The sequence below is a fragment of the Agarivorans sp. TSD2052 genome (assembly GCF_023238625.1).
In the GTDB taxonomy this organism is placed as follows: Bacteria; Pseudomonadota; Gammaproteobacteria; order Enterobacterales; family Celerinatantimonadaceae; genus Agarivorans.
Map to the genome: position 1 here is coordinate 1,100,691 of NZ_CP096670.1, position 22,045 is coordinate 1,122,735.

At 44.9% G+C, this 22,045-nt stretch carries 19 protein-coding genes; 12 read left to right on the forward strand and 7 right to left on the reverse strand.

Features of this window, described 5'->3' with window-relative positions; genetic code table 11:
• Position 1: 1 nt before the first annotated feature.
• The 4 genes from M0C34_RS04965 to M0C34_RS04980 are packed head-to-tail and all read right to left on the reverse strand — an operon-like array spanning position 2 to position 3,714.
• Positions 2 to 1,363, reverse strand: coding sequence for an AmpG family muropeptide MFS transporter (locus tag M0C34_RS04965; protein WP_248714549.1), 1,362 nt, complete (start codon positions 1,361 to 1,363; stop codon positions 2 to 4).
• A gap of 29 nt (positions 1,364 to 1,392) precedes the next feature.
• The gene (locus M0C34_RS04970; RefSeq protein ID WP_248714550.1) at positions 1,393 to 1,971 is read right to left on the reverse strand and encodes a peptidylprolyl isomerase; all 579 of its coding nucleotides are present in this window, start codon (positions 1,969 to 1,971) and stop codon (positions 1,393 to 1,395) included.
• Positions 1,968 to 2,549: a YajG family lipoprotein gene (locus M0C34_RS04975; protein WP_248714551.1), complete on the reverse strand. Its 582-nt coding sequence runs from the start codon at positions 2,547 to 2,549 to the stop codon at positions 1,968 to 1,970. The genes M0C34_RS04970 and M0C34_RS04975 overlap by 4 nt, the downstream gene beginning before the upstream one ends.
• Before the next feature lie 22 nt (positions 2,550 to 2,571).
• Positions 2,572 to 3,714, reverse strand: coding sequence for a methyltransferase (locus tag M0C34_RS04980; protein ID WP_248714552.1), 1,143 nt, complete (start codon positions 3,712 to 3,714; stop codon positions 2,572 to 2,574).
• Between the two features lie 99 nt (positions 3,715 to 3,813).
• Between M0C34_RS04980 and M0C34_RS04985 the strand changes: the two genes are divergently transcribed.
• The 11 genes from M0C34_RS04985 to nqrM all read left to right on the forward strand — a co-directional run bounded on the left by M0C34_RS04985 (position 3,814) and on the right by nqrM (position 13,242).
• Positions 3,814 to 4,401, forward strand: a complete 588-nt coding sequence (locus M0C34_RS04985) for an alpha-ketoglutarate-dependent dioxygenase AlkB family protein (RefSeq protein WP_248714553.1) — start codon at positions 3,814 to 3,816, stop codon at positions 4,399 to 4,401.
• An 18-nt stretch (positions 4,402 to 4,419) separates the two neighbouring features.
• A complete protein-coding gene (locus M0C34_RS04990) occupies positions 4,420 to 4,725 on the forward strand; it encodes a BolA family protein (RefSeq protein WP_248714554.1) in 306 nt (101 codons plus the stop codon).
• Positions 4,726 to 4,775: 50 nt separating this feature from the next.
• Complete coding sequence (locus M0C34_RS04995; RefSeq protein ID WP_248714555.1) at positions 4,776 to 5,846, forward strand: TRAP transporter substrate-binding protein; 1,071 nt, start codon at positions 4,776 to 4,778, stop codon at positions 5,844 to 5,846.
• A gap of 285 nt (positions 5,847 to 6,131) precedes the next feature.
• A complete protein-coding gene (locus M0C34_RS05000; protein ID WP_248714556.1) occupies positions 6,132 to 7,472 on the forward strand; it encodes a Na(+)-translocating NADH-quinone reductase subunit A in 1,341 nt (446 codons plus the stop codon).
• Positions 7,473 to 7,474: 2 nt separating this feature from the next.
• Entirely contained in the window at positions 7,475 to 8,692 is a 1,218-nt protein-coding gene (locus M0C34_RS05005; protein ID WP_248714557.1) for an NADH:ubiquinone reductase (Na(+)-transporting) subunit B, read from the forward strand.
• Positions 8,682 to 9,467: a Na(+)-translocating NADH-quinone reductase subunit C gene (locus tag M0C34_RS05010; RefSeq protein WP_248714558.1), complete on the forward strand. Its 786-nt coding sequence runs from the start codon at positions 8,682 to 8,684 to the stop codon at positions 9,465 to 9,467. The genes M0C34_RS05005 and M0C34_RS05010 overlap by 11 nt, the downstream gene beginning before the upstream one ends.
• Positions 9,460 to 10,092, forward strand: a complete 633-nt coding sequence (locus M0C34_RS05015; RefSeq protein ID WP_248714559.1) for an NADH:ubiquinone reductase (Na(+)-transporting) subunit D — start codon at positions 9,460 to 9,462, stop codon at positions 10,090 to 10,092. Before M0C34_RS05010 ends, M0C34_RS05015 begins: the two co-directional genes overlap by 8 nt.
• A gap of 4 nt (positions 10,093 to 10,096) precedes the next feature.
• Positions 10,097 to 10,705 carry an NADH:ubiquinone reductase (Na(+)-transporting) subunit E gene (nqrE, locus tag M0C34_RS05020; protein ID WP_248714560.1) on the forward strand — a complete coding sequence of 203 codons (609 nt, stop codon included), beginning with the start codon at positions 10,097 to 10,099 and terminating at the stop codon, positions 10,703 to 10,705.
• Between the two features lie 32 nt (positions 10,706 to 10,737).
• Positions 10,738 to 11,961 (forward strand): NADH:ubiquinone reductase (Na(+)-transporting) subunit F, encoded by a 1,224-nt coding sequence (gene nqrF, locus M0C34_RS05025; RefSeq protein ID WP_248714561.1) that lies wholly within the window; start codon positions 10,738 to 10,740, stop codon positions 11,959 to 11,961.
• 3 nt (positions 11,962 to 11,964) lie between these two features.
• A complete protein-coding gene (locus M0C34_RS05030; protein WP_248714562.1) occupies positions 11,965 to 12,990 on the forward strand; it encodes an FAD:protein FMN transferase in 1,026 nt (341 codons plus the stop codon).
• 15 nt (positions 12,991 to 13,005) lie between these two features.
• Entirely contained in the window at positions 13,006 to 13,242 is a 237-nt protein-coding gene (gene nqrM, locus M0C34_RS05035) for a (Na+)-NQR maturation NqrM (RefSeq protein WP_137672093.1), read from the forward strand.
• A gap of 40 nt (positions 13,243 to 13,282) precedes the next feature.
• Here nqrM and M0C34_RS05040 read toward each other — a convergent pair whose 3' ends face one another.
• The 3 genes from M0C34_RS05040 to ggt form a co-directional block, all read right to left on the reverse strand.
• The gene (locus M0C34_RS05040) at positions 13,283 to 13,864 is read right to left on the reverse strand and encodes an Lcl C-terminal domain-containing protein (protein ID WP_248714563.1); all 582 of its coding nucleotides are present in this window, start codon (positions 13,862 to 13,864) and stop codon (positions 13,283 to 13,285) included.
• The gene (locus M0C34_RS05045; protein WP_248714564.1) at positions 13,851 to 19,421 is read right to left on the reverse strand and encodes an Lcl C-terminal domain-containing protein; all 5,571 of its coding nucleotides are present in this window, start codon (positions 19,419 to 19,421) and stop codon (positions 13,851 to 13,853) included. Before M0C34_RS05045 ends, M0C34_RS05040 begins: the two co-directional genes overlap by 14 nt.
• 99 nt (positions 19,422 to 19,520) lie before the next feature.
• Entirely contained in the window at positions 19,521 to 21,260 is a 1,740-nt protein-coding gene (gene ggt / locus M0C34_RS05050) for a gamma-glutamyltransferase (protein WP_248714565.1), read from the reverse strand.
• A 375-nt stretch (positions 21,261 to 21,635) separates the two neighbouring features.
• Between ggt and M0C34_RS05055 the strand changes: the two genes are divergently transcribed.
• Positions 21,636 to 21,887, forward strand: coding sequence for an EF-hand domain-containing protein (locus M0C34_RS05055; protein ID WP_248714566.1), 252 nt, complete (start codon positions 21,636 to 21,638; stop codon positions 21,885 to 21,887).
• Positions 21,888 to 22,045: the final 158 nt, after the last annotated feature.

Below are 22,045 nucleotides of genomic sequence, written 5' to 3' on the forward strand. Positions count from 1 at the left end.
GTTAAGCGTTCCGTTTACTGTCTTCGTTATGCTGCAATATTTTAGTGAAGTAACCACGCAAGCTTATTAGCATGATTAGACTTGGAATCACCATCACCGCTGTCAGTATGAAAAATAGCGGCCACGACTCCAAATAATCGGCTAAGCTGCCACTGAAAGAAGCCAGCGTTGTTCGTCCTAGGTTTCCTAAACTCGCCAGCAGTGCATATTGCGTTGCTGAAAAGGCTTGGCCTGTAAGAACGGTTAAAAATGACACAAAGGCCACTGTAGCAAATGCGCTGGTAAAGTTGTCTACGATAATAGTGGCTAAAAATAGCTGTTCGTTAGGGCCTGTTGAGGCTATCCAGGCAAACATTAAATTACTGGCAGACATTGCCACGCCACCAATAATTAGACCTTTGATTATACCAAAGCGCACGTTAAAGGCGCTGCCGATTAAGGTGAATAATACGGTTGCTCCCCAGCCTATTAGTTTTGAGTAATAGCCGATTTGCTCATTACTAAAGCCCACTTCACGGTAAAAGGTGATCGACATTCTTCCCAAGAAGGCTTCGCCAATTTTGAACAAAAAGACGAATAACAGCAGGGTAATGGCTACGCGTACCCCATTGCGACGGAAAAAGTCGAGAAAGGGTTCGGCTACGGTTACGGTTAGCCAAGCGACTAAGGGGGATTTAGTTCCAAGGTATTCGGCATGGCGAGCTTCGGCTAGTTGCTGCAGCGCGTCACGGTTAGTAACGGGTTCTTTAACTAATACTGTAAACAGCATTAACAGCGCCACGATAAAACACATGCCTAGGTACACGCCGTTCCAGCCAATTTGATCGGCATTGACAAAGGCAAGGTAGCCGGGCAGCGAATAACCGGTCCACCAACCAATAACTGCCATCGCTGAGGCTTGTGGGAGTTGATGTGAGTCACCATTAGAGAAAGTGTCGATTCGGTATGCGTCAATGGCAATGTCTTGAGTAGAAGATGCCGTGGCGATGCATAGGGCCAATAAAGACGTAAACATCAAGCTATTGGCAGGGTCGAACTGGGCTATGCCAAAGGTACAGATTAATACAATGGCCTGACAGAGGAAGATCCAACTGCGGCGTTGACCGAGCCAAGCATGTAATACGGGAAGCTTTACTCTATCAACTAAGGGGGCCCATAAAAAATTAATGGCGTAAACCGTAAATACCGAGCCGAAGAAGCCGATAGCTGAGCGGGATAAACCTGCATCGGTGAGCCAGCCTGACATATTGGAACCAATGAGTACCCACGGAAATCCGCTGGCACAACCGAGCATAAATACCCAAAGCAATCTCTTATCTAAATAAGAACGTAAGGTTTGTGACCAATTTAGCGATGAGTTCATTTATTACTCGGTTTGATTTAGGGACGGGGTTAAGGCTGTTCTGCGCCAACCACTACAACATCTTCGATAATGACTTTTTCCATGGGAACATTACGCATTCCAGGGATAGGACCAGTTTTTGTAGGTTGGTTTACAATTTTATCAACGATGTCCATACCTGACGTTATCTCGGCAAATACGGTATAGCCAAACTTATTAGGGCTGCCATCAAGATAGGCATTGTCGATGACGTTGATGAAAAACTGGCGAGTTGCAGTATGAGGCGCGTTGGTTCTGGCCATGGCGACGGTGCCTCGTTTATTGCTCAAGCCATTTTTCGATTCATTTTCAATTTGATTGTATACATCAATTTGCTCGTAATTGATCGAGTAGCCACCCGCTTGCGCCATAAAATTGGGGATAGTGCGATGAAATAAAGTCCCTTTATAACTGCCGTCTTCAACATAACGTAGAAAATTAGCGACTGTTTTTGGGGCAGCTTCTGCGTTTAGCGCCATTTCAAACTCACCTTGGTTAGTCACAAACTTTATCGTTTGCGCCAAGCTAGGAAGACTTGCTAGGCCTAAACATAAAGATATAAAGGTACTGCGAATTAGACGCCAATTCATTTTTGATACTCCAAAACTTCAATTAGTTGGGGGTCGTTGACTATTTGAGTCAGTAATTCAGAAAGCTGTTGGCTCATGGCTACTGCTTGTTTATTTACATTAACCGAGAACGCGCCTTCGTTGGTGTGGGTAGAACGAAACTGTTTGGCCAAGGTTTTATGCGGCGTATCAACGGTGACCTTAAGCCGCATGGTAGAGCTTGCTGTATGTTTTACGCTGCTTTCTTCGACTTCGCTAGCCAGTTCGAGTATGTCGATAGTGATGGTGTTTGGCGATTCAGGTACAAAACCCAAGCCTTGCTGCTGCCAAGCAGCGGATAATTGTAGCTCGATCGTTTGACGCAGATTATCACCACTGGCGATCAGCTCAGCTTGTTCTTCACCCTGTTGATGAATGCTGATTAAAAAGCGATTAGGACGAAGATCTTGTGATTTGATGGCTGCAATAATTGAATGTTGCGGCACGCTATCGAGTTGAATTTGCGGGGTTAACTGCACTTGCTGGGGCGTACTGCTGCAGGCGCTAAGCCCTAATAATCCGCCTAGCAACAGGGCTGGCAATAATAATTGCTTGTTCAAGTAGTCCACCTTAATGGGTTGTTTAACGCTTAGTGCTGCTCAGAATAACAAATTTGTTATTGCTCGCCAGCAACTTATAACCGCCAAAGTAAGATTTTAGTAGTGGGTGATAGCCTAAGTGTCGATTGGCGACCACAATCAGCTTGCCGCCGGAGCGTAAACAACGTTTGGCATCTTTAAACATTTGCTGAGCGATATGGCTTGAAATAGTGTTTTGTTGATGGAAGGGGGGATTGCACAGCACCAAATCGGCACTTTGGTCGGCTTGATGTTGCAGCGCATTATCATGATTAAATGAGCAACGTTCAAGTTGCTCTGGTAGGTTTAGGTTTATGTTGTTTTTTGCCGATGCTAGCGCCATCAGAGATTCATCGCAAAAGCTGACAGTAGCCCTTGGGTATAGGCTTAGAGCGCGTAAACCTAATAAACCATTGCCGCAACCTAGGTCGATGACCGATTCAAATTCGCCTTGTGGCAAATTTTCCAGCATAAAACGTGTACCTATATCCAGTTTGCCAAAGCAAAACACATTAGCGTGATCATTGAGTTGCCATTGATAATCGGCAATTTGCCAACGTTTAGGATAGGGCGATGTTGATTGTACACCAGTGTAGTGACCAAATAGTAAGCGGGCTTTCTTTTTAGCCAGAGAAGTACTGACGTTACCGATGTGTTTTTCAAATAAACCAAATACCGATTTTGGCAGGCCTTTCAACATCGCCCCACAAGCAAATTGTGACTCTGCGGACAAGCTGGCTTGTAGGCCAATGAGCTGTTGTTCTAGATAGTTCAGGCTTTTTGGTAAGCGCATTAACACCAAATCAGCTTTTGGCATAGCGCTGGTACTAGCAAGGATTGTTAAACGCTGATCGCTGTTTAGTTGGTTAGCTTGCAGGTTTTGCGTCAGTGCTTGCCGGGCAACAAATGAATCACTTAGCCAGTATATGTTCGACTTGGCAAAACGATAATGGGCCATTAGGGCGCAGGCCAAAGCGCCAAATTCGTCGTTAAGCAGCAAAATAGTTGCCGGCGCTTCATCCAAGTTATCTATAAACTCTACCAGTAATTCGTCGGCAGCATTCCAAGCTCGTAAATCGCTAGAGGCTGCTTGGGGGTAGCGAGAGAGCTGTAAATTGAGCGTGTTTATTTGCAAATTTTGACTCATAGTGGATTTGTAAGATACGGACCTTGAATAGTGGCTGCAGTGTAACTAAGTTGAAGGCTAAACTAAAGTAACACCCATGTAGAATCTAGGTTGTGGTAAGTGGCGCTAACAGAAGACATTGCAACAAAACAGCTGGTTCATTACCAGCATTGGCTGCGCGCCGAGAGTGCCGCTTTGGTTTATCAAAAGATGCGTCAACAACTGCCATGGCAACAACACAGCATCAAGATGTTTGGTAAATCTTGCTTAGAGCCGCGTTTATCGCTTTGGGTAGGGGACGCTGATACAGCCTATCGTTATTCTGGCGAATGGCGTAAACCTTTGCCTTGGCCCAGCTTTTTGTTGCCAATAAAGTTAGCGGTACAACAAAAAGCAAAGCAACCGTTCAACAGCGTGCTGCTCAACTACTACCGTGATGGTAGCGACTACATGGGGTGGCATAGCGACAATGAAAAACAGCTAGGAACAAGACCGATAATCGCCTCTTTGAGTATAGGGGCATCGCGACGCTTTTTGTTTCGCCATAGAGCGGATAAGCAAAAAATAGAGTATCAATTGGAGAGTGGTGATCTATTGCTTATGAACCGATTATGCCAACAGCAGTGGCAGCATTGTTTGCCCAAAGCCTTGCGAGTGAAACAGCCAAGGATCAATTTTACGTTTCGTTATACAATGCCAGTGAGCTAAATATTACAGGGACAAACTATGCGTGTTGAAACACTCATCAATGAAAAGCTACAGCAACAATTTTCACCTCGCTATCTCGAGGTGAAAAACGAAAGTCACATGCATAACGTGCCCGCTGGATCTGAAAGTCATTTCAAAGTTACGATTGTCAGCGATGAATTTGAGGGTAAGCGATTGTTGCAGCGCCACCGAGCTGTCAATCAAGTTTTAGCCGAAGAGTTAAAAAATGACATTCATGCTTTAGCTATGCACACTTACACTTCAAGCCAATGGGCAGAGCAACAACAGACACCAGACTCACCGCAATGTCGCGGAGGCAGCTAAACTAATAGCTGAAGCTACACACAATTGCTGCATCAAATAAGGAATGTTTAATGCGGGTATATGTAAAGGTTGTTCTGCTTAGTGTATTTTTAAGTGCTTGCAATGATCGCCAAGGTATCGATTCACAACAGCAATCCGCTGATTTTACTTGGACCTTAGTTACGTCTTGGCCCAAGCATTTACCGGGTTTGGGATCTGCCCCGGACCGCTTCGCTGAAGAAGTGAACGCCATGAGTAACGGTCGCCTAGCGATAAATGTTTATGGCGCGGGTGAATTATATCCTGCACTGGATGTTTTTAACGTGGTATCGGCAGGCGAGGCCGAAATGGGGCATAGTGCTGCTTATTATTGGCAGGATCAGCTACCCTCTACGGTTTTTTTTAGTTCGGTACCTTTTGGCATGCGGGCCAAAGAGCTAAATGCCTGGCTATATTTAGGCGGTGGCTTAGAGCTATGGCGCGAATTATACGCCCCGCACAATCTGATACCCTTTCCAGGTGGCAATACCGATGCGCAAATGGGGGGGTGGTACAACAAAAAAATCACCACCATTAGTGATTTTAAAAGCCTAAAAATGCGTTTGCCGGGTCTAGGCGGAAAGGTGCTGGAGTTGGCAGGAGGGCAGGCTGTCAATTTGCCCGCAGGACAATTGTATACAGCGTTACAATCGGGTGAGTTAGATGCTGTAGAGTGGGTGGGCCCTTACAATGACTTAGCCTTTGGTTTTCATAAGGTGGCTCAATACTATTATTATCCCGGTTGGCATGAGCCTAGCACTACCTTAGAGTTTATTATTAATAGCAAGGCGATGGCTTCATTGCCTGCTGACTTGCAAAGAATTGTGGAAAATGCCACTAAAGTGGTCAATCAAGCTACGCTAAATGAGTATGTTGCCTACAATATTGAAGCATTAGATGTACTGGCAAATGAACACGGCGTTGAACTGTTGCCGTTCTCTCCACAAATATTGCAGGAGCTTAAAGGCTTCAGTAATACTGTGCTGGAACAGCTGGCGGCAAAGGATCCATTTTTTGAGAAAGTTTTAAATAGTTACCAGCGTTTTCAATTCGGCGTTAAAAAATATAACCAAATTGAATTGCTACCGGCCGCCATAGAATAGGCTGGGTGTAGTGATTAAAAATGACAATTAGACTTAAGGTTGGTTTGCTCAATAGTTAGCTGATGGTTTAACTCTGTTAACAAACCTCTAACACTTAAGTCGAATAGGTTATATTTTTGGCCTTTTTCTTTGGAGAAATAGGTTTAATTGGTGCTAGAATACACACGATTTCTGTGGCTTGTTAGCTAATTGTCTATGACTTGTTAGTTGAGTACTTATTTTTTAGTGCAAAAGTTAAACGGAAATCATCGCTCGTCTTCCGACCCAACACATGTGTAAGAGAGTATGATTACAATAAAAAAAGGATTAGATCTGCCTATTAAAGGCGGTCCCATACAGCAAATAGTAGACGCGTCTATTGTTACCAGAGTGGCTGTACTCGGCGAAGATTATGTGGGCATGCGCCCAACTATGAAAGTGCGAGTGGGTGATGTGGTAAGCCAAGGCCAGGCGTTGTTCGAAGATAAGAAGAACCCCGGAGTGGTGTTTACAGCACCTAGCGCTGGCGTTGTTCAAGAAATTAACCGTGGTGCCCAACGTGTATTGCAGTCTGTTGTTATTGAAAAACAAACAGGCGATAGCATAGATTTTGGCGCTTTAAGCGATGCAGAAATCGATAGCGCTGAGCGCTCAACGATTGTGGACAAGTTAGTGAAGTCTGGCCAATGGGTTGGCTTTAGAACTCGTCCTTATAGCAAAGTACCTGCTGTAGGCTCAACACCTTCAGCTATCTTTGTTACCGCCATCGATACTAACCCCCTTGCGGCTGATCCTAAAGTGATTATTGAGCAAAACGAAAGCGCTTATCTTAGCGGCTTACGTGTTTTGTCTCGCTTAACTGATGGTGAGGTCTTCGTTTGTAAAGGTGACTACAGTTTACCTCAGTCAGACGCTGCTCGAGTAGAGGAACATGTATTTGCAGGCCCTCACCCAGCGGGTTTAGCCGGCACCCACATCCATACTCTTAAACCTGCTAGTGCCCAACGCACAGTATGGTCTGTTGCCTATCAAGAAGTGATTGCTATCGGTCATTTAGTGACAAGCGGTAAACTGTACAATCAACGTGTGATTGCTTTAGCAGGGCCTGTAGTAAAAGAGCCTCGTTTGCTCCGCACCGAAGTGGGAGCAGACATTCAGCAGTTAATTGACGGTGAATTGGTCGATGGTGAACATCGAGTGATTTCAGGTGGTGTACTGCTAGGTAATCATGCTGTTGGAGTTCATGCTTTTGTTGGCCGATACCATCAACAAGTCGTGGCTTTAGAAGAAGGCTATGAAAAAGAATTTATGGGTTGGGCTGTGCCTGGTACTAATAAATTCTCTCTAGCGCGCATATTTATCTCAGGCCTAAATAAGAGCAAATTGTTCCCGTTCACTACAACCACTGGTGGTAGTTCTCGAGCAATGGTGCCAATTGGTCAATATGAGCGAGTGATGCCGCTTGATATTCTTCCAACATTGTTACTTCGCGATTTGTTGTCAAACGATACCGACAGTGCGCAGCAGTTAGGGTGTTTGGAGCTTGATGAAGAAGATTTAGCTCTTTGTACTTTTGTTTGCCCTGGCAAATACGAATACGGCAGCGTACTTCGTGATTGTTTGACCAAGATTGAGAAGGAAGGTTAAGCATGAGCAGTATTAAAGATTATATTGAAAAGATTGAACCACAATTTATGCCGGGTGGTAAGCACGAAAAGTGGTTTGCTTTATACGAAGCTACAGCGACATTCTTATATTCGCCGGGTTTAGTTACCAAGAAAAACACGCACGTTCGTGATGCTATTGACTTAAAACGTATCATGATTTTTGTTTGGGTCGCTCTCATGCCAGCGATGTTTTTTGGTATGTACAATGCGGGCATTCAAGCAAACGAAGCCGTTATTGCTGGGGCGGGAACCGTACCTGATGATTGGCATGGTGCGCTAATTGCCATGTTAGGTGTGCCTACGGGCGCTGACGCTGGCTGGATAGCGTCGATGATCTATGGCGCAATATTCTTCCTGCCTATCTACCTTACCGCATTTGCTGTGGGTGGATTTTGGGAAGTTCTGTTTGCTTCGGTTCGTGGTCATGAAGTTAACGAAGGTTTCTTTGTTACCTCGATTTTATTTGCTTTAACCCTTCCAGCCACGATGCCTTTATGGCAAGTCGCCTTAGGTATTACCTTTGGTGTTGTGGTGGCAAAAGAAGTGTTTGGTGGAACCGGTAAAAACTTCTTAAACCCTGCATTGGCTGGTCGAGCGTTTTTATTCTTCGCATACCCTACTGCAATTTCAGGCGATGCTGTTTGGACTGCTGTAGACGGTTACTCTGGTGCAACCGCACTAAGTGTAGTCGCTGCTGAAGGTATGCAAGGTCTCGTCGCACAGGGAATCACTTGGAGTGATGCTTTCTTCGGTTTCATTCAAGGTTCAAGTGGCGAAACGTCAACGTTTTTACTCGCTTTAGGTGGTTTGTTCCTCATCTTCACCCGCATTGCCTCTTGGCGAATTGTCGCTGGCGTATTAGTGGGTATGGTGGCAACCAGTTTACTACTGAATCTTGTGGGTTCAGACAGTAACTTAATGTTCCAACTACCGCCTCATTGGCATTTGGTTCTAGGTGGTTTTGCGCTTGGCATGTTCTTTATGGCGACTGACCCGGTATCGGCTTCATTTACTAATAAAGGTAAGTGGTGGTATGGCGGCTTGATTGGCTTGATGGTGGTGTTAATTCGAGTGGTTAACCCAGCGTTCCCAGAAGGCATGATGTTGGCTATTTTGTTTGCTAATTTGTTTGCTCCTATTTTTGACTACTTTGTAGTTCAAGCCAATATCAAACGGAGGCTTGCTCGCGATGGCCAGTAATGATTCCTTAGCCAAAACCATCAAGGTTGTGGTTGGCGTAAGTTTAGTGTGTTCAATTGTTGTATCGCTTGCAGCTGTAGGTTTGCGCGGTATGCAGCAACAGAACGCTGTAGAAGATAAACAAAAAAATATTCTAGCCGTTTCTGGTGTTGAACTGGCGGGCCGCAAGGTTGCTGACGTTTACCTTGAGGTGATTGAACCGCGTGTTATTGATTTAGACACCGGTGAATTTGTTGACGCTAGTCAGGTTGACCCCGCTACTTTTGAACAACGAAAATCAGCCAAAGATCCTAACACTAGTATTCGTTTATCTGGTGAAGAAGATACCGCAGGCATTGTTCGTCGTTCAAACTTAGCCAGTGTATATCTTGTAAAAGATGCACAGGGTGATATTGGTAGAATCATCTTGCCAGTTCATGGGCGCGGTCTATGGTCAACTATGTATGCGTTTCTTGCTATCCAGCCCGACGGTAATACAGTAGATGCGATCGTTTATTACGACCAAGGTGAAACACCAGGTCTAGGCGGTGAAGTTGCTAATCCTCTATGGCAGGCAAAGTTTGTTGGCAAAAAGTTATTTGATGATAGTGGCGCAACAGCGATCACTGTGATTAAAGGTACTGCGCCAGCTGATTCTCTTTCTGAAATCGACGGGTTATCAGGAGCAACGCTAACCAGCAATGGTGTCGATAACACCTTGAAGTTTTGGTTAAGTGATAAAGGCTTTGGTAAGTTCCTGGCCAAATTGCAACAGGGAGGACTAAACAATGGCTGATGCTAAGGAAACCAAAAAGGTTTTATTTGGACCGGTTATAGCGAATAACCCAATTGCCTTACAGGTATTAGGTGTATGTTCAGCATTAGCGGTAACCAGTAAGTTAGAAACTGCATTTGTAATGACGCTCGCCGTGATGGTAGTGACTGCGTTTTCCAACTTATTTATTTCAATGATTCGTAATCACATTCCGAGCAGTGTGCGAATTATTGTGCAAATGGCAATTATTGCTTCGTTGGTAATCGTAGTAGACCAGGTGCTTAAAGCGGTGGTTTACGATATCTCTAAGCAGCTTTCGGTATTTGTTGGTTTGATTATTACCAACTGTATCGTAATGGGGCGTGCTGAAGCCTTCGCAATGAAAGAGCCTCCTTTCAAATCGTTCTTAGACGGTCTTGGCAATGGTTTAGGCTATGGCGCTATTCTAATGTCGGTAGGCGCTGTGCGTGAACTCTTTGGTTCTGGCTCGCTATTCGGTATTGAGATTATGCCGCTAATTAACAACGGCGGTTGGTACCAACCCAACGGCTTATTGTTATTGCCTGCTTCGGCATTCTTCATCATTGGTTTATTGATTTGGGCTTTGCGTACCGCATACCCAGAGCAAGTAGAGCCGAAGGAGTAATCGAGTGGAACATTATATTAGTCTCTTAGTTCGCTCTATTTTCATTGAAAATATGGCCTTAGCTTTCTTGTTAGGAATGTGTACTTTTCTAGCGGTATCTAAGAAAGTTAAAACCGCATTTGGTTTAGGTGTAGCGGTGATTGTAGTTCTGGGTATTTCGGTACCAGTGAACCAAATCATCTACTTTAATCTATTAGCTCCTGGCGCTTTAGACTGGGCAGGATTACCTGATGCAGACTTAAGCTTCTTGGGCTTCATTACCTTTATCGGTGTTATTGCTGCTTTAGTTCAAATACTTGAAATGGTATTAGATAAATACTTTCCTGCTTTGTATCAAGCGCTGGGGATTTTCCTTCCGTTGATTACAGTGAACTGCGCCATCTTTGGTGGTGTGTCGTTTATGGTGCAGCGTGAATACAACTTGGGCGAGTCTTTGGTATACGGAATCGGCAGTGGTATCGGTTGGATGTTGGCGATTGTTGCGCTAGCGGGTATACGCGAAAAAATGAAGTATTCAGACGTGCCTGATGGTCTGCGTGGTTTAGGTATTACCTTTATCACTGTAGGTTTAATGGCGATGGCGTTTATGTCGTTCTCTGGCGTTCAGCTGTAAGACGGCCAATAACTACAAGGAAAAATTAGTCGATGGAAATTATTCTCGGCGTAACCATGTTTACCTTGCTCGTCTTGGCTTTAGTAACAATCATTTTGTTTGCTAAGTCTAAGCTGGTAAGTACTGGTGAAATACATATTTTAATTAATGATGATCCGGCTAAAGCGATTACCACTCAAGCAGGTAGCAAGCTACTGGGCGTATTAGGTAATTCAGGTATTTTTGTTTCTTCTGCTTGTGGTGGCGGTGGCTCGTGTGGTCAGTGTCATGTGCATATTCATGAAGGTGGTGGTGATATTTTGCCCACTGAATTGGATCACATCAGTAAGCGCGATGCAGCCACTGGCTTACGTTTAGCTTGTCAGGTTAATGTTAAGCAAGACATGAAGATCTCTTTACCTGAAGAAATCTTCGGTGTGAAAAAGTGGGATTGTGAAGTTATCTCTAACGATAATAAAGCAACCTTTATTAAAGAGCTTAAGCTGCAGATCCCTGATGGTGAATCGGTGCCGTTCCGTGCCGGTGGTTACATTCAAATTGAAGCCCCTGCTCACCATGTCAAGTATTCAGATTTCGATGTTGAAGAACAATACCGTGGCGACTGGGAACACTTTGGTTTCTTTAACTTAGAGTCAAAAGTAGACGAAGAAACCATTCGTGCTTACTCAATGGCCAACTACCCTGAAGAAGAAGGCATCATCATGTTGAACGTGCGTATTGCTACGCCACCGCCAAATAACATGAGCCTGCCATGTGGTAAAATGTCTTCGTTCATCTTTAACCTTAAGGCGGGTGATAAAGTCACTATCTCTGGTCCATTTGGTGAGTTCTTTGCTAAAGAGACTGAGTCTGAAATGGTCTTTATTGGTGGTGGTGCGGGTATGGCCCCAATGCGTTCACACATCTTTGATCAACTTAAGCGATTAAGCTCGAAGCGTAAAATTAGTTTCTGGTATGGTGCGCGTTCACGTCGTGAAATCTTCTACGAAGAAGATTTTGATATGTTAGCCCGCGAAAATGAGAACTTTGAATGGCACGTTGCTTTGTCAGATCCACAACCAGGCGATGACTGGGAAGGTAAAACAGGCTTTATCCATAACGTGTTATTTGAAAACTACTTACGTGACCACGACGCCCCAGAAGATTGTGAGTACTACATGTGTGGTCCTCCTGTCATGAATGCTGCCGTTATTAACATGCTTAAAGATTTAGGTGTGGAAGACGAAAACATTCTACTTGATGACTTTGGTGGCTAAACGGTGAGTTTCGTTAAGCATTATTGGCTAGCCTTGCTTGGGCTAGCCTTTTTTATTAGTGGCTGTAGTGAGCAAAACAATTTGTATACCTTACAAATTGAGGGGCGCACTATGGGAACCTATTACCAAGTGAAGCTAGCTGAACCAACTGCAAGTTTGCCTGCTGGTGAGGTAATGCAGGCTAAAATTGATGAGGTGTTGCAGCAGGTAAATCAAGAGATGTCTACCTACATGCCTGATTCTGAGTTGTCGCTCTTTAATCAACATCGTAGTGATCAAGCTTTAAACATATCTGATAACTTAGCCTTAGTGATTGAAGCCTCTTTGCAGCTCTCAGAGGACTCTGGTGGCGCATTTGACGTAACTGTTGGCCCACTGGTTAATTTGTGGGGGTTTGGGCCTGAAGGGCGACCTGAGCAGCGACCAAGTGACCAAGAGTTAGCAGAGGCTAAAGCCAAGATTGGTTATCAGCATTTAAGCTTAAGCAATGGCAATCTATCTAAGGAACTTCCTGAGTTGTATGTGGATTTATCAGCGATTGCTAAAGGCCATGGGGTAGACCGCGTTGCCGCTCTACTGGAAGCCGAAGGGCTGCATAACTACATGGTCGATATTGGTGGTGAACTGCGCCTAAAAGGCCACAACGACAAAGGTGTGGGCTGGCGTATCGCGGTTGAAAAACCCTCGGCAGAGCAGCGCGCAGTGCAAAAAATTATTGAGCCTGGCAATAATGGTTTGGCTACCTCGGGTGATTACCGAAATTATTTTGAGCAAGACGGGGTCAGATATTCACATACTATTAATCCGAATACGGGTAAGCCTATCGCTAACCATATTGTTTCGGTCAGTGTGATTACGCCTACCAGTATGATGGCCGATGCTTATGCTACGGCGTTTACAGTGATGGGGGTTGAGCAGGCAATGCGTTTTGCTGAAAATAAACAGTTAGCAGTGTATATTATCGAGAAACAAGGGGATGAATTTGTGGAGCATATCAGCTCGGCGTTTGTGCCCTTTGTTGTTCAATAGCAGTTAGGAGTCATAATGGCGTATTTTTTAGTGACCTTTGTATTCTTTTTAGTGGTTATCACTGCTATGGCGGTGGGTTACATTTTTCAAAAGAAAACCATTAGCGGAAGCTGTGGTGGTATTGCTGCTTTAGGTATTGAGAAAGTCTGCGACTGCCCCGAACCTTGCGATAAACGTAAAGCTAAAATGGCCTTGGTAGAGCAAAAGAAAAAGGCTCGCCAAGCGATGTTAGATGAACATCGAATCATCTAAATAAAAAGCGCCTCACGGCGCTTTTTTTATATTTTGTGATTTACAATCCGCCTCTTACTAAGCGCACTGCATAATCATCGTCTTTTTTATCTAAGTCTATTTCGCCACTAATAAATTTGATAAACCAAGCTTTGGTTGTAGTAAGGCTATCAGGGGTTGCTGTCCAATAAGGTATCGAAACCCCTAAAGCAGAGGGAAAGATGTTCTCGTTAATCGCTGGGTCATAACAGCTGTATTCTATTAGGTGGCTGAGTTCTTTTACATTAGGTAGGCGCCAATCGTTGTATCCAGCGAGTGTTGAGTTGGGGCCCTCTTCAACGGCTTGTTTCCAGGTTAGGCTTAGCGCTGCACCAGTGCAGGTGCTGCCATCCCAAGTTCTTCCTACGCTACAGCGTGCCCACATCAAATTGGTTTCTTGGTCTGAAATAGTTTGGTCGTTGTTATCAACAAAGCGGCTATCTGGCGCAGTTAATGGTGATGATGCCAAGCAAATGCTAGCACTGAGAGCGGGTAGAGGTGTTAACAAACAAGCGGTAACAATGACTAAGCATCCAAGAGAGAAATTTCTTGATAATTGCGTATCGGAATTCGCGGTGTTCAATTTCAGTTTAAGGAAGGTCATGAACTAGCCTCACAGGTAAAGTGGTAGACTTAAGCGCAAATGGAAGTCTATCAATAGTTAAATTGAAATTCACTCTCCATGCTGCACTGTTGAATTGGGATAGCGTGGTTGATGTCCAGTACCCATCGTTATCTGTGTTTGGAAAGTAATCGTTTTCTATGGCGAAATTAGTTTGGCTATAGTCAACTAAGGATTGTAGCTCTGGATATGCAGGCACTCGCCAGTTAGTTAAACCACACAAACTTAGGGCATTTACGCTATTCACATAACTTTCGGTATCACATGTACCTACGCAACTACCTGCATCAGCGCCACCACTGTTGCCGCCATTTTGGCTATTGTTATTGTCTAACCAGCTATAGTTATGGTGAATGTCTTGTAAGCCACTGTCGGTGGTTTTGACCTCCCATATTAGCTCAGTCACAGTATCTAATACACAGGACCAAGAGGTGGCATCTGCATTTAGAGCTTGCCCTTGGCTATCTAATTTAATAAAGCTAAAGCCGAGTTTTCCATCATCGTTATTTGAGGCGTTAATGTCTCTTCCAACGTGACCGTCTTGATCTTGAGGGACCGAGTCACCATCGGCATCGGTGGTCAGATTACAATCAACTGAATTTTGATGAGACTCACTGGCGCCGAAGGCATAATCTGCACAGGTACTAATCCCAGTATCGTTAATTGGCGCTAAGTTGGTATTACTTGGCGTTAGCGCAATGCTTACTTCGTTAGTCGCGGTTTTGCCACCTTCATCGCTGACTGTTAAGGAAATAGCGACTACTATCGAAGTGGTAACATTTGGAGCAGTAAATTGAAGTTGTTCAAGGCTACTATCTGCAAAAGCAATGCTAATACCGCTATTGTCGGTTTGTTGCCATTCGTACTGCAAATTTGCTGTTTCAGTGTCAGTCGATCCGCTGCCGTCTAATACAACTAATTCAGTTTCCCTTACCAGAATGGGAGCGATAATGTCAGCCGTGGGGGAGAAGTTATTAGCAATGGTAATACTTACGTTGTCACTGACGCTAATCCCTTCGTTGTCTGTTACGGTTACTTCAAGTTGTACAACGCTATCGCCGCTCACTTCAGGGGCTATAAAGCTGGCATTTTCTGTATTGGCATCTTGTAGGCTAACTGTCACTCCAGCGGTTTGCTGCCACTGATAAGTGGCAATGCTGCCATCGGTATCGTTGGCTGTTGCATTCAGCGATACATTGTTTTGTTCATCAATAGTTTGGTCGTTACCTGCTGAAACAGTTGGGGCGGTATTTACCGGGTTTACAGTTACTCGTGTCAAACCGATTTGACTTTCACCTTCGTTATCGGTAACGAGTACTTGAAAGACCAAATTTTCTGATGTCACTATAGTGGGGGAGGTAAAACTAGCGATTGCGGTGTTTGCATCGCTCAGGCTTATATTGGTGCCACTAAGCTGTGTCCAGGTATAGCTAGCAATATTGCCATCGGCATCGCTAGCGTTCACGGTTAACATCACGCTAGTTTGCTCATTAACACTTTGATCTGCTCCAGTAGTCACTATTGGCCCAGTGTTTATTGGGTTTACGCTAATTGAAAGGGTATCGGTAACACTCTCGCCTTCATTATCGGTCACTGTTATTTGAAATACTAAGGTCTCAGAAGATAAGAGAGTAGGGGCGGTGAAACTTGCTATTGCTTTATCTGCTGTGCTCAGGCTTACGTTCGTACCACTAAGCTGTGTCCAACTATAGGTGGCAATGTTGCCATCGGCATCATTGGCGTCTGCGTATATCACCACGCTAGTTTGCTCATTAACACTTTGGGACGCGCCGGCTGAGACTGTCGGTACGGTATTTACCGGGTTTACGCTAACTGAAACCGTATCGCTAATTACAGCCCCCTCATCGTCAGTAACGGTAATCTGAAAGACTAAGGTGTCTGCGGTGGTCAGGGTTGGTGAGGTGAAGCTTGCATTTGCGCTATTAGGATTACTCAGGTTGACGTTTGTGCCACTAAGTTGAGCCCAAGCGTAGCTGGCGATACTGCCATCGGCATCGCTGGCGACGCCACTCAAGGCCACGTTAGTTTGCTCATTCACAGTTTGAGCAACGCCGGCAGAGACTATCGGAGCGGTATTTACTGGGTTTACGCTAACCGCAACCGTATCGCTAATTACAGCCCCCTCATCGTCAGTAACGGTAATCTGAAAGACTAAGGTGTCTGCGGTGGTCAGGGTTGGTGAGGTGAAGCTTGCATTTGCGCTATTAGGATTACTCAGGTTGACGTTTGTGCCACTAAGTTGAGCCCAAGCGTAGCTGGCGATACTGCCATCGGCATCGCTGGCGACGCCACTCAAGGCCACGTTAGTTTGCTCATTCACAGTTTGAGCAATGCCGGCAGAGACTGTCGGAGCGGTATTTACTGGGTTTACGCTAACCGCAACCGTATCGCTAATTACAGCCCCCTCATCGTCAGTAACGGTAATCTGAAAGACTAAGGTTTCTGGGGCAATAATAGTGGGTGAGGTGAAGCTTGCATTTGCGCTATTAGGATTACTCAGGTTGACGTTTGTGCCACTAAGTTGAGCCCAAGCGTAGCTGGCGATACTGCCATCGGCATCGCTGGCGACGCCACTCAAGGCCACGTTCGTTTGCTCATTCACAGTTTGAGCAACGCCGGCAGAGACTATCGGAGCGGTATTTACTGGGTTTACGCTAACCGCAACCGTATCGCTAATTACAGCCCCTTCATCGTCAGTAACGGTAATCTGAAAGACTAAGGTTTCTGGGGCAATAATAGTGGGTGAGGTGAAGCTTGCTATAGCGCTATTGGCATCGTTCAGGGTTACACTGCTACCACTAAGTTGAGCCCAAGCGTAGCTGGTGATACTGCCATCGGCATCGCTGGCGACGCCACTCAAGGCCACGTTCGTTTGCTCATTCACAGTTTGAGCAACGCCGGCAGAGACTGTCGGAGCGGTATTTACTGGGTTTACGCTAACCGCAACCGTATCGCTAATTACAGCCCCCTCATCGTCAGTAACGGTAATCTGAAAGACTAAGGTGTCTGCGGTGGTCAGGGTTGGTGAAGTGAAGCTTGCATTTGCGCTATTCGCATCGTTCAGGGTTACACTGCTACCACTAAGTTGAGCCCAAGCGTAGCTGGCGATACTGCCATCGGCATCGCTGGCGACACCACTCAAGGCCACGTTCGTTTGCTCATTCACAGTTTGAGCAACGCCGGCAGAGACTGTCGGGGCGGTATTTACTGGATTTACGCTAACTGAAACCGTATCGCTAATTACAGCCCCTTCATCGTCAGTAACGGTAATCTGAAAGACTAAGGTGTCTGCGGTGGTCAGGGTTGGTGAGGTGAAGCTTGCTATTGAACTATTCGCATCGTTCAGGGTTACACTGCTACCACTAAGTTGAGCCCAAGCGTAGCTGGTGATACTGCCATCGGCATCACTGGCGACGCCACTCAAGGCCACGTTCGTTTGCTCATTCACAGTTTGAGCAACGCCGGCAGAGACTATCGGAGCGGTATTTACTGGGTTTACGCTAACTGAAACCGTATCGCTAGCTCTCAGTCCTTCGTTATCGGTAACCAGAACTTGAAATACCAAGTTTTCAGTCGCGATTAAGGTAGGGGAGGTAAAGTCAGCTATAGCGCTATTAGCATCGTTCAGGGTTACATTGCTACCACTAAGTTGTGTCCATACGTAGCTAACAATAAGGCCGTCAACATCGGTAGCCTCAACACTTAACACTACGCTGGTTTGCTCATTCACCGTTTGATCTGCGCCTGCAGTGGCTATTGGGGCGGTGTTTATCGGATTTACCGTGACCGAAACCATGCCAATTGTGCTCATGCCTTCGTTATCGGTAACCAGAACTTGAAATACCAAGTTTTCTGTCGTGATTAAGGCGGGGGAGGTAAAACTGGTGATAGCGGTATTCGTGTTACTTAGAGTTACGTTTGTGCCGCTAAGTTGTGTCCATGCGTAGCTAACAATACGGCCGTCAACATCGGTAGCATCAACACTTAACACTACGCTGGCTTGCTCATTAACACTTTGAGCTGCGCTATCGGCGATTAGTGGGGCCGTATTTATGGGGTTTACGCTAACAGAGACGGAGTCGGTAGCGATCCCCCCTTCAGTATCTGCAACTGTTATTTGAAATACTAAAGTTTCTGCGGCGATCACAGCCGGCGAGGCAAAACTCGCTATCGCGGTATTTGGGTTACTTAAACTTACGTTTGTACCACTAAGCTGCGTCCAAGCGAAGCTAGCAATAGCGCCATTGATATCACTGGCATTGGCATTCAGTATTACCATGCTTTGTTCATTGACGCTTTGGTCGTTACCGGCGTTAACGATAGGGAGGAAGTTCAGGTAGTTAAAAGATTGTTCGATTTGTTGTTTGAACTGGCTATTGTTGGGTTCATCGATGTAATCAACCACTTGATTGAGCCACGTTTGAATGTTTTCCCCTTGGCTTCCGAGTATTGTGCGAATGCTTGCTACATTAATATTATTATTTTCGCCACTTAGGAATGGGTCTGGGCTTATCTCACCAATGAGTGCTTCAATATCATCTACCCACTGACTTTGCTGACTAAGTTCTCGTAAATCGTTTCTTGTTGCGTAGTTCAGTATTAGGCTAGAAATTGGCGTAAGGTTACATTGTTTTCGGTTCGTTAATTCGCATCCGCTGCTCAATCTACCAAGAAAAGCTTCACCGTTTATCAAACCGCCACTGGATTCAACTAAAAAATAACGACTGGTATTATCCAATAAAAACTCAAAATACCCTGTCTCATCACTTTGTGTCTCGGCTATCAGCGCACCGCTATGCCAATCTTTTAAGCTAACGGTAGATTGGCTAATGGGATCATCTATAATTCTGCCTTGTAATACAGGGAAAGCTTCCAGTGTAATAACTTTGCTATTAGTGGCTTGTTGTTCATCGCTTACACTCAGCTCAAATTGATAACTTTGCGCTGAACTAAGCGCAGGAATATTTACGCTTAATTCAGTTGTGTTAGTTTCAGAGGTGGTTAGCTGAGCTTGATTGTTGAAGGGGATTTGCCGCCACTGGTAAGTAATCGATTGACTATCAGAATCTGCATCGGTCACCTGAGCTTGTAGCTTAATTGTGCGTTGTTCTGCTACCTGCAGGGTATCAACTAAATCAATTTGCGGCGGTTGATTAACGTTGAGTACTGTTACTTCAAGGGTATCGGAGTAGAGCTCGCCGGATTCAGAGCTTGCACTTAACTCAAAAGTTAATATTTCGGTTTGGCTAACAGTGGGGGCAACAAAGGTTAGTAGTAAGTCTTTAGAATGAGTTAAATCAACGCTAATGCCTGAGCGCTGGCTCCAAGCTGCTCCAGAAAGCTTCATTCGCGGGTCTTGTAAGACCCCCGTTACTTCAACCACTTGGTTCTCGTTGATACTTAGGTTTTGACCCGCGTCTACCGTGATTTTGGGGGCCGAGTCATCGTTACCGCAGGCGCTCAACATAAGTGATGTAAAAAGCAAAATTAGCAGGTATAACCCTTTAGTTTTTGACATCAATCTTCCTTGCCTGTCCAAAATCATCTCGCGGAGTGGCTTGCACATGTTAACTAAAGGTAACAACTTTTTGCAAAACTACCAGCTCTAGATGTTTTTTTAATCTCCTTTGGCAATGCCTTCGCGCCTTGGGTCTGATGTTCCTACTAGTTTATCAGGGTAGATCCTTATTCCTTGCAAACCAGATGTCATATCTTTAATTTGTGTTTTATAGCCGATGGCTTCTAAGGCGTTTTGTTGTAGAACGGCTGAGGTATTGGCTTCTAGTTCGTAGGTGCCAAACCTGTTGTTGAGGTGTGGCTGTTCTATAGCTTGCTGCAGGCTCATGCCCCAGCTTAAATGCCCTACTAAGGTTTGCGCGACATAGCCTATAATGCTGCTGCCTCCTGGCGAACCAATGGCGATAATGGGGAGATCATTCTCAAAGACAATCGTAGGAGCCATTGAAGATCGTGGCCGTTTTTTGGGCTCTACTCGGTTGGCCACAAGTTGACCATTTTTCTCAGCCACAAAGGAGAAGTCGGTTAATTGGTTATTTAGTAAAAAGCCTTTTACCAACACTCTAGAACCAAAGGCATTTTCTATACTGCTGGTCATTGATAGAACATTACCGTCTTGATCAACGATACTTATGTGGCTAGTTGAGGGGAGTTCTATTGATTGGTCTAGCGCTTGAGCGCTTAATGACAGTAGGTCACCGGCAAGAGCGTGTTCTAAAGCCTTATCCTGCTCTAGCAACTTTGCACGCAGCGTGAGGTATTGTTTGTCTAACAAAGCAGTGGTAGGCACGTCTACGAAGTCACTATCGGCTAAGTATTTCGCTCTGTCTGCGAAAGCTAAACGAGAGGCATCACCCAGTATCCGCCAGCTCTGGGTATTATTCGGCCCCCATTGTTTTAATGGGAAATAGGAAGATATGCCCATTATCTGCCCTAGAGTACTTGCCCCTGAGCTCGGCGGCCCCATGCCACAAATGGAATATTGGTGGTAACTGACGCAAATAGGAGGCCGTTCAATCACGTGATAATTCGCTAAGTCTTCTTCAGATAATAAACCCGATTTATCGCTGGCTTGCTGGACCGCTGAAACGATGGCTTTAGCGGTATCACCTTGGTAAAAGCCTTTAGCCCCTTGAGAGGCGATTAAGCTTAAGGTAGTGGCGTAATCGGTATTTTTAAGTAAATCACCTTCTTTAATTGGCTGACTTCCGCCCTTTAAAAAGTAATCTCGAGTGCTGTTAAAGCGCTTTAAGCGTTGTTCATCGCCAGCCACCAATAAGGCTAAGCGGGGGCTTACTCTAAATCCTTCCTTGGCCAAGCTTATTGCGGGTTGAAATAACCGCTCCCATTGAGTTTTTCCATAAGCCATATGCAGCTTCTCAAATAAAGCTACCACCCCTGGAGTACCGACAGAGCTGCCGCTAACAACAGCATCATAAAACTTTAGGGGGTGGCCGTTATCATCTAAAAATAATGTTCCATTGGTATTTGCTGGCGCGGTTTCTCGGGCATCAAAGCTGGTTAGTTCTTTCTTTGTTGCGTCATAATAGACGACAAATGCTCCGCCGCCGATACCAGAAGATTGCGGTTCAACTAAACCTAGCACCGTTTGCACTGCGATCATTGAATCAACCGCAGAACCGCCAGCTTTCAATACCTCGTAACCAGCCTCTACAGCTAAAGGGTTGGCGGCTGAGACCATAAATTTGTGGGCTATGACTGATGGCTTTTTCTGCAAACCACTGGCGGCTTCAGGTGCAAACGAATCTGCAGTTTGTTTACCTGCGACGACATAACTATTAAAGGTGAGTAGTAGGGCTAATACACTACGAATCAACATGGGGCTTCCTTCCACTAGGCTGTTACAGCCAGTGTAGCACTCAGTGATTATCTCGCCATGGTCTAATTAAGCTATTGAATTTATTGCTGTAATTTACCTTTGGCTAAAGTGTAGCCACGAAGGTGGCGCAATATAGAGACACCCCCTAAGTCAGTGCTGGCGTGTTTGTTTGTTTGTTTGGCAAAAAAGGTGTCTCTAAACAGCAACAGCTTTATAGCGCTGTCAACTAGAGTTTCGGTATTAAGTTATTGTTTTTTATCTTTTTTTAAATATTGGTTCAAGCCTTGCTATATGTCTATTGCCGCGCTGCTTATTAAGCGAGTAGCCATACCGATGTCAAAACCAATGTAATAGATTTTTAAAAGGAGTTTTACCATGAAAATTAAATATACTTTTCCAATGTTAGCCCTATGTGTCGCAAGCCTTGCTTCAGCAAATAGTGACGTATTTAATGACTTAGATACCAACCAAGATATGGTAGTAAGCCAAGAGGAAGCGGCACAGTTACCTATTCTGGGAGAAGTGTGGGCTGAGCTTGATACCGATAATGATGGTGTTTTGAGTCAAGCCGAATTTGCCAACATAGAAATCAACGTTCAGCCTGAAAATGGCGAAGTTGCAGAGTAATTTTTATAGAAGTTCTCGTTAAAGTATCGATTTAGGTGATGTCGGACTTAATTATTCAGTTATTTGGTCTAGTGAATTTACATATTAATGTTCGACAATTTTCCAACGCTTAAGCCCGTGCTAGCTTAAGCGTTTTTTTCATTTCTACTGTTTCACGA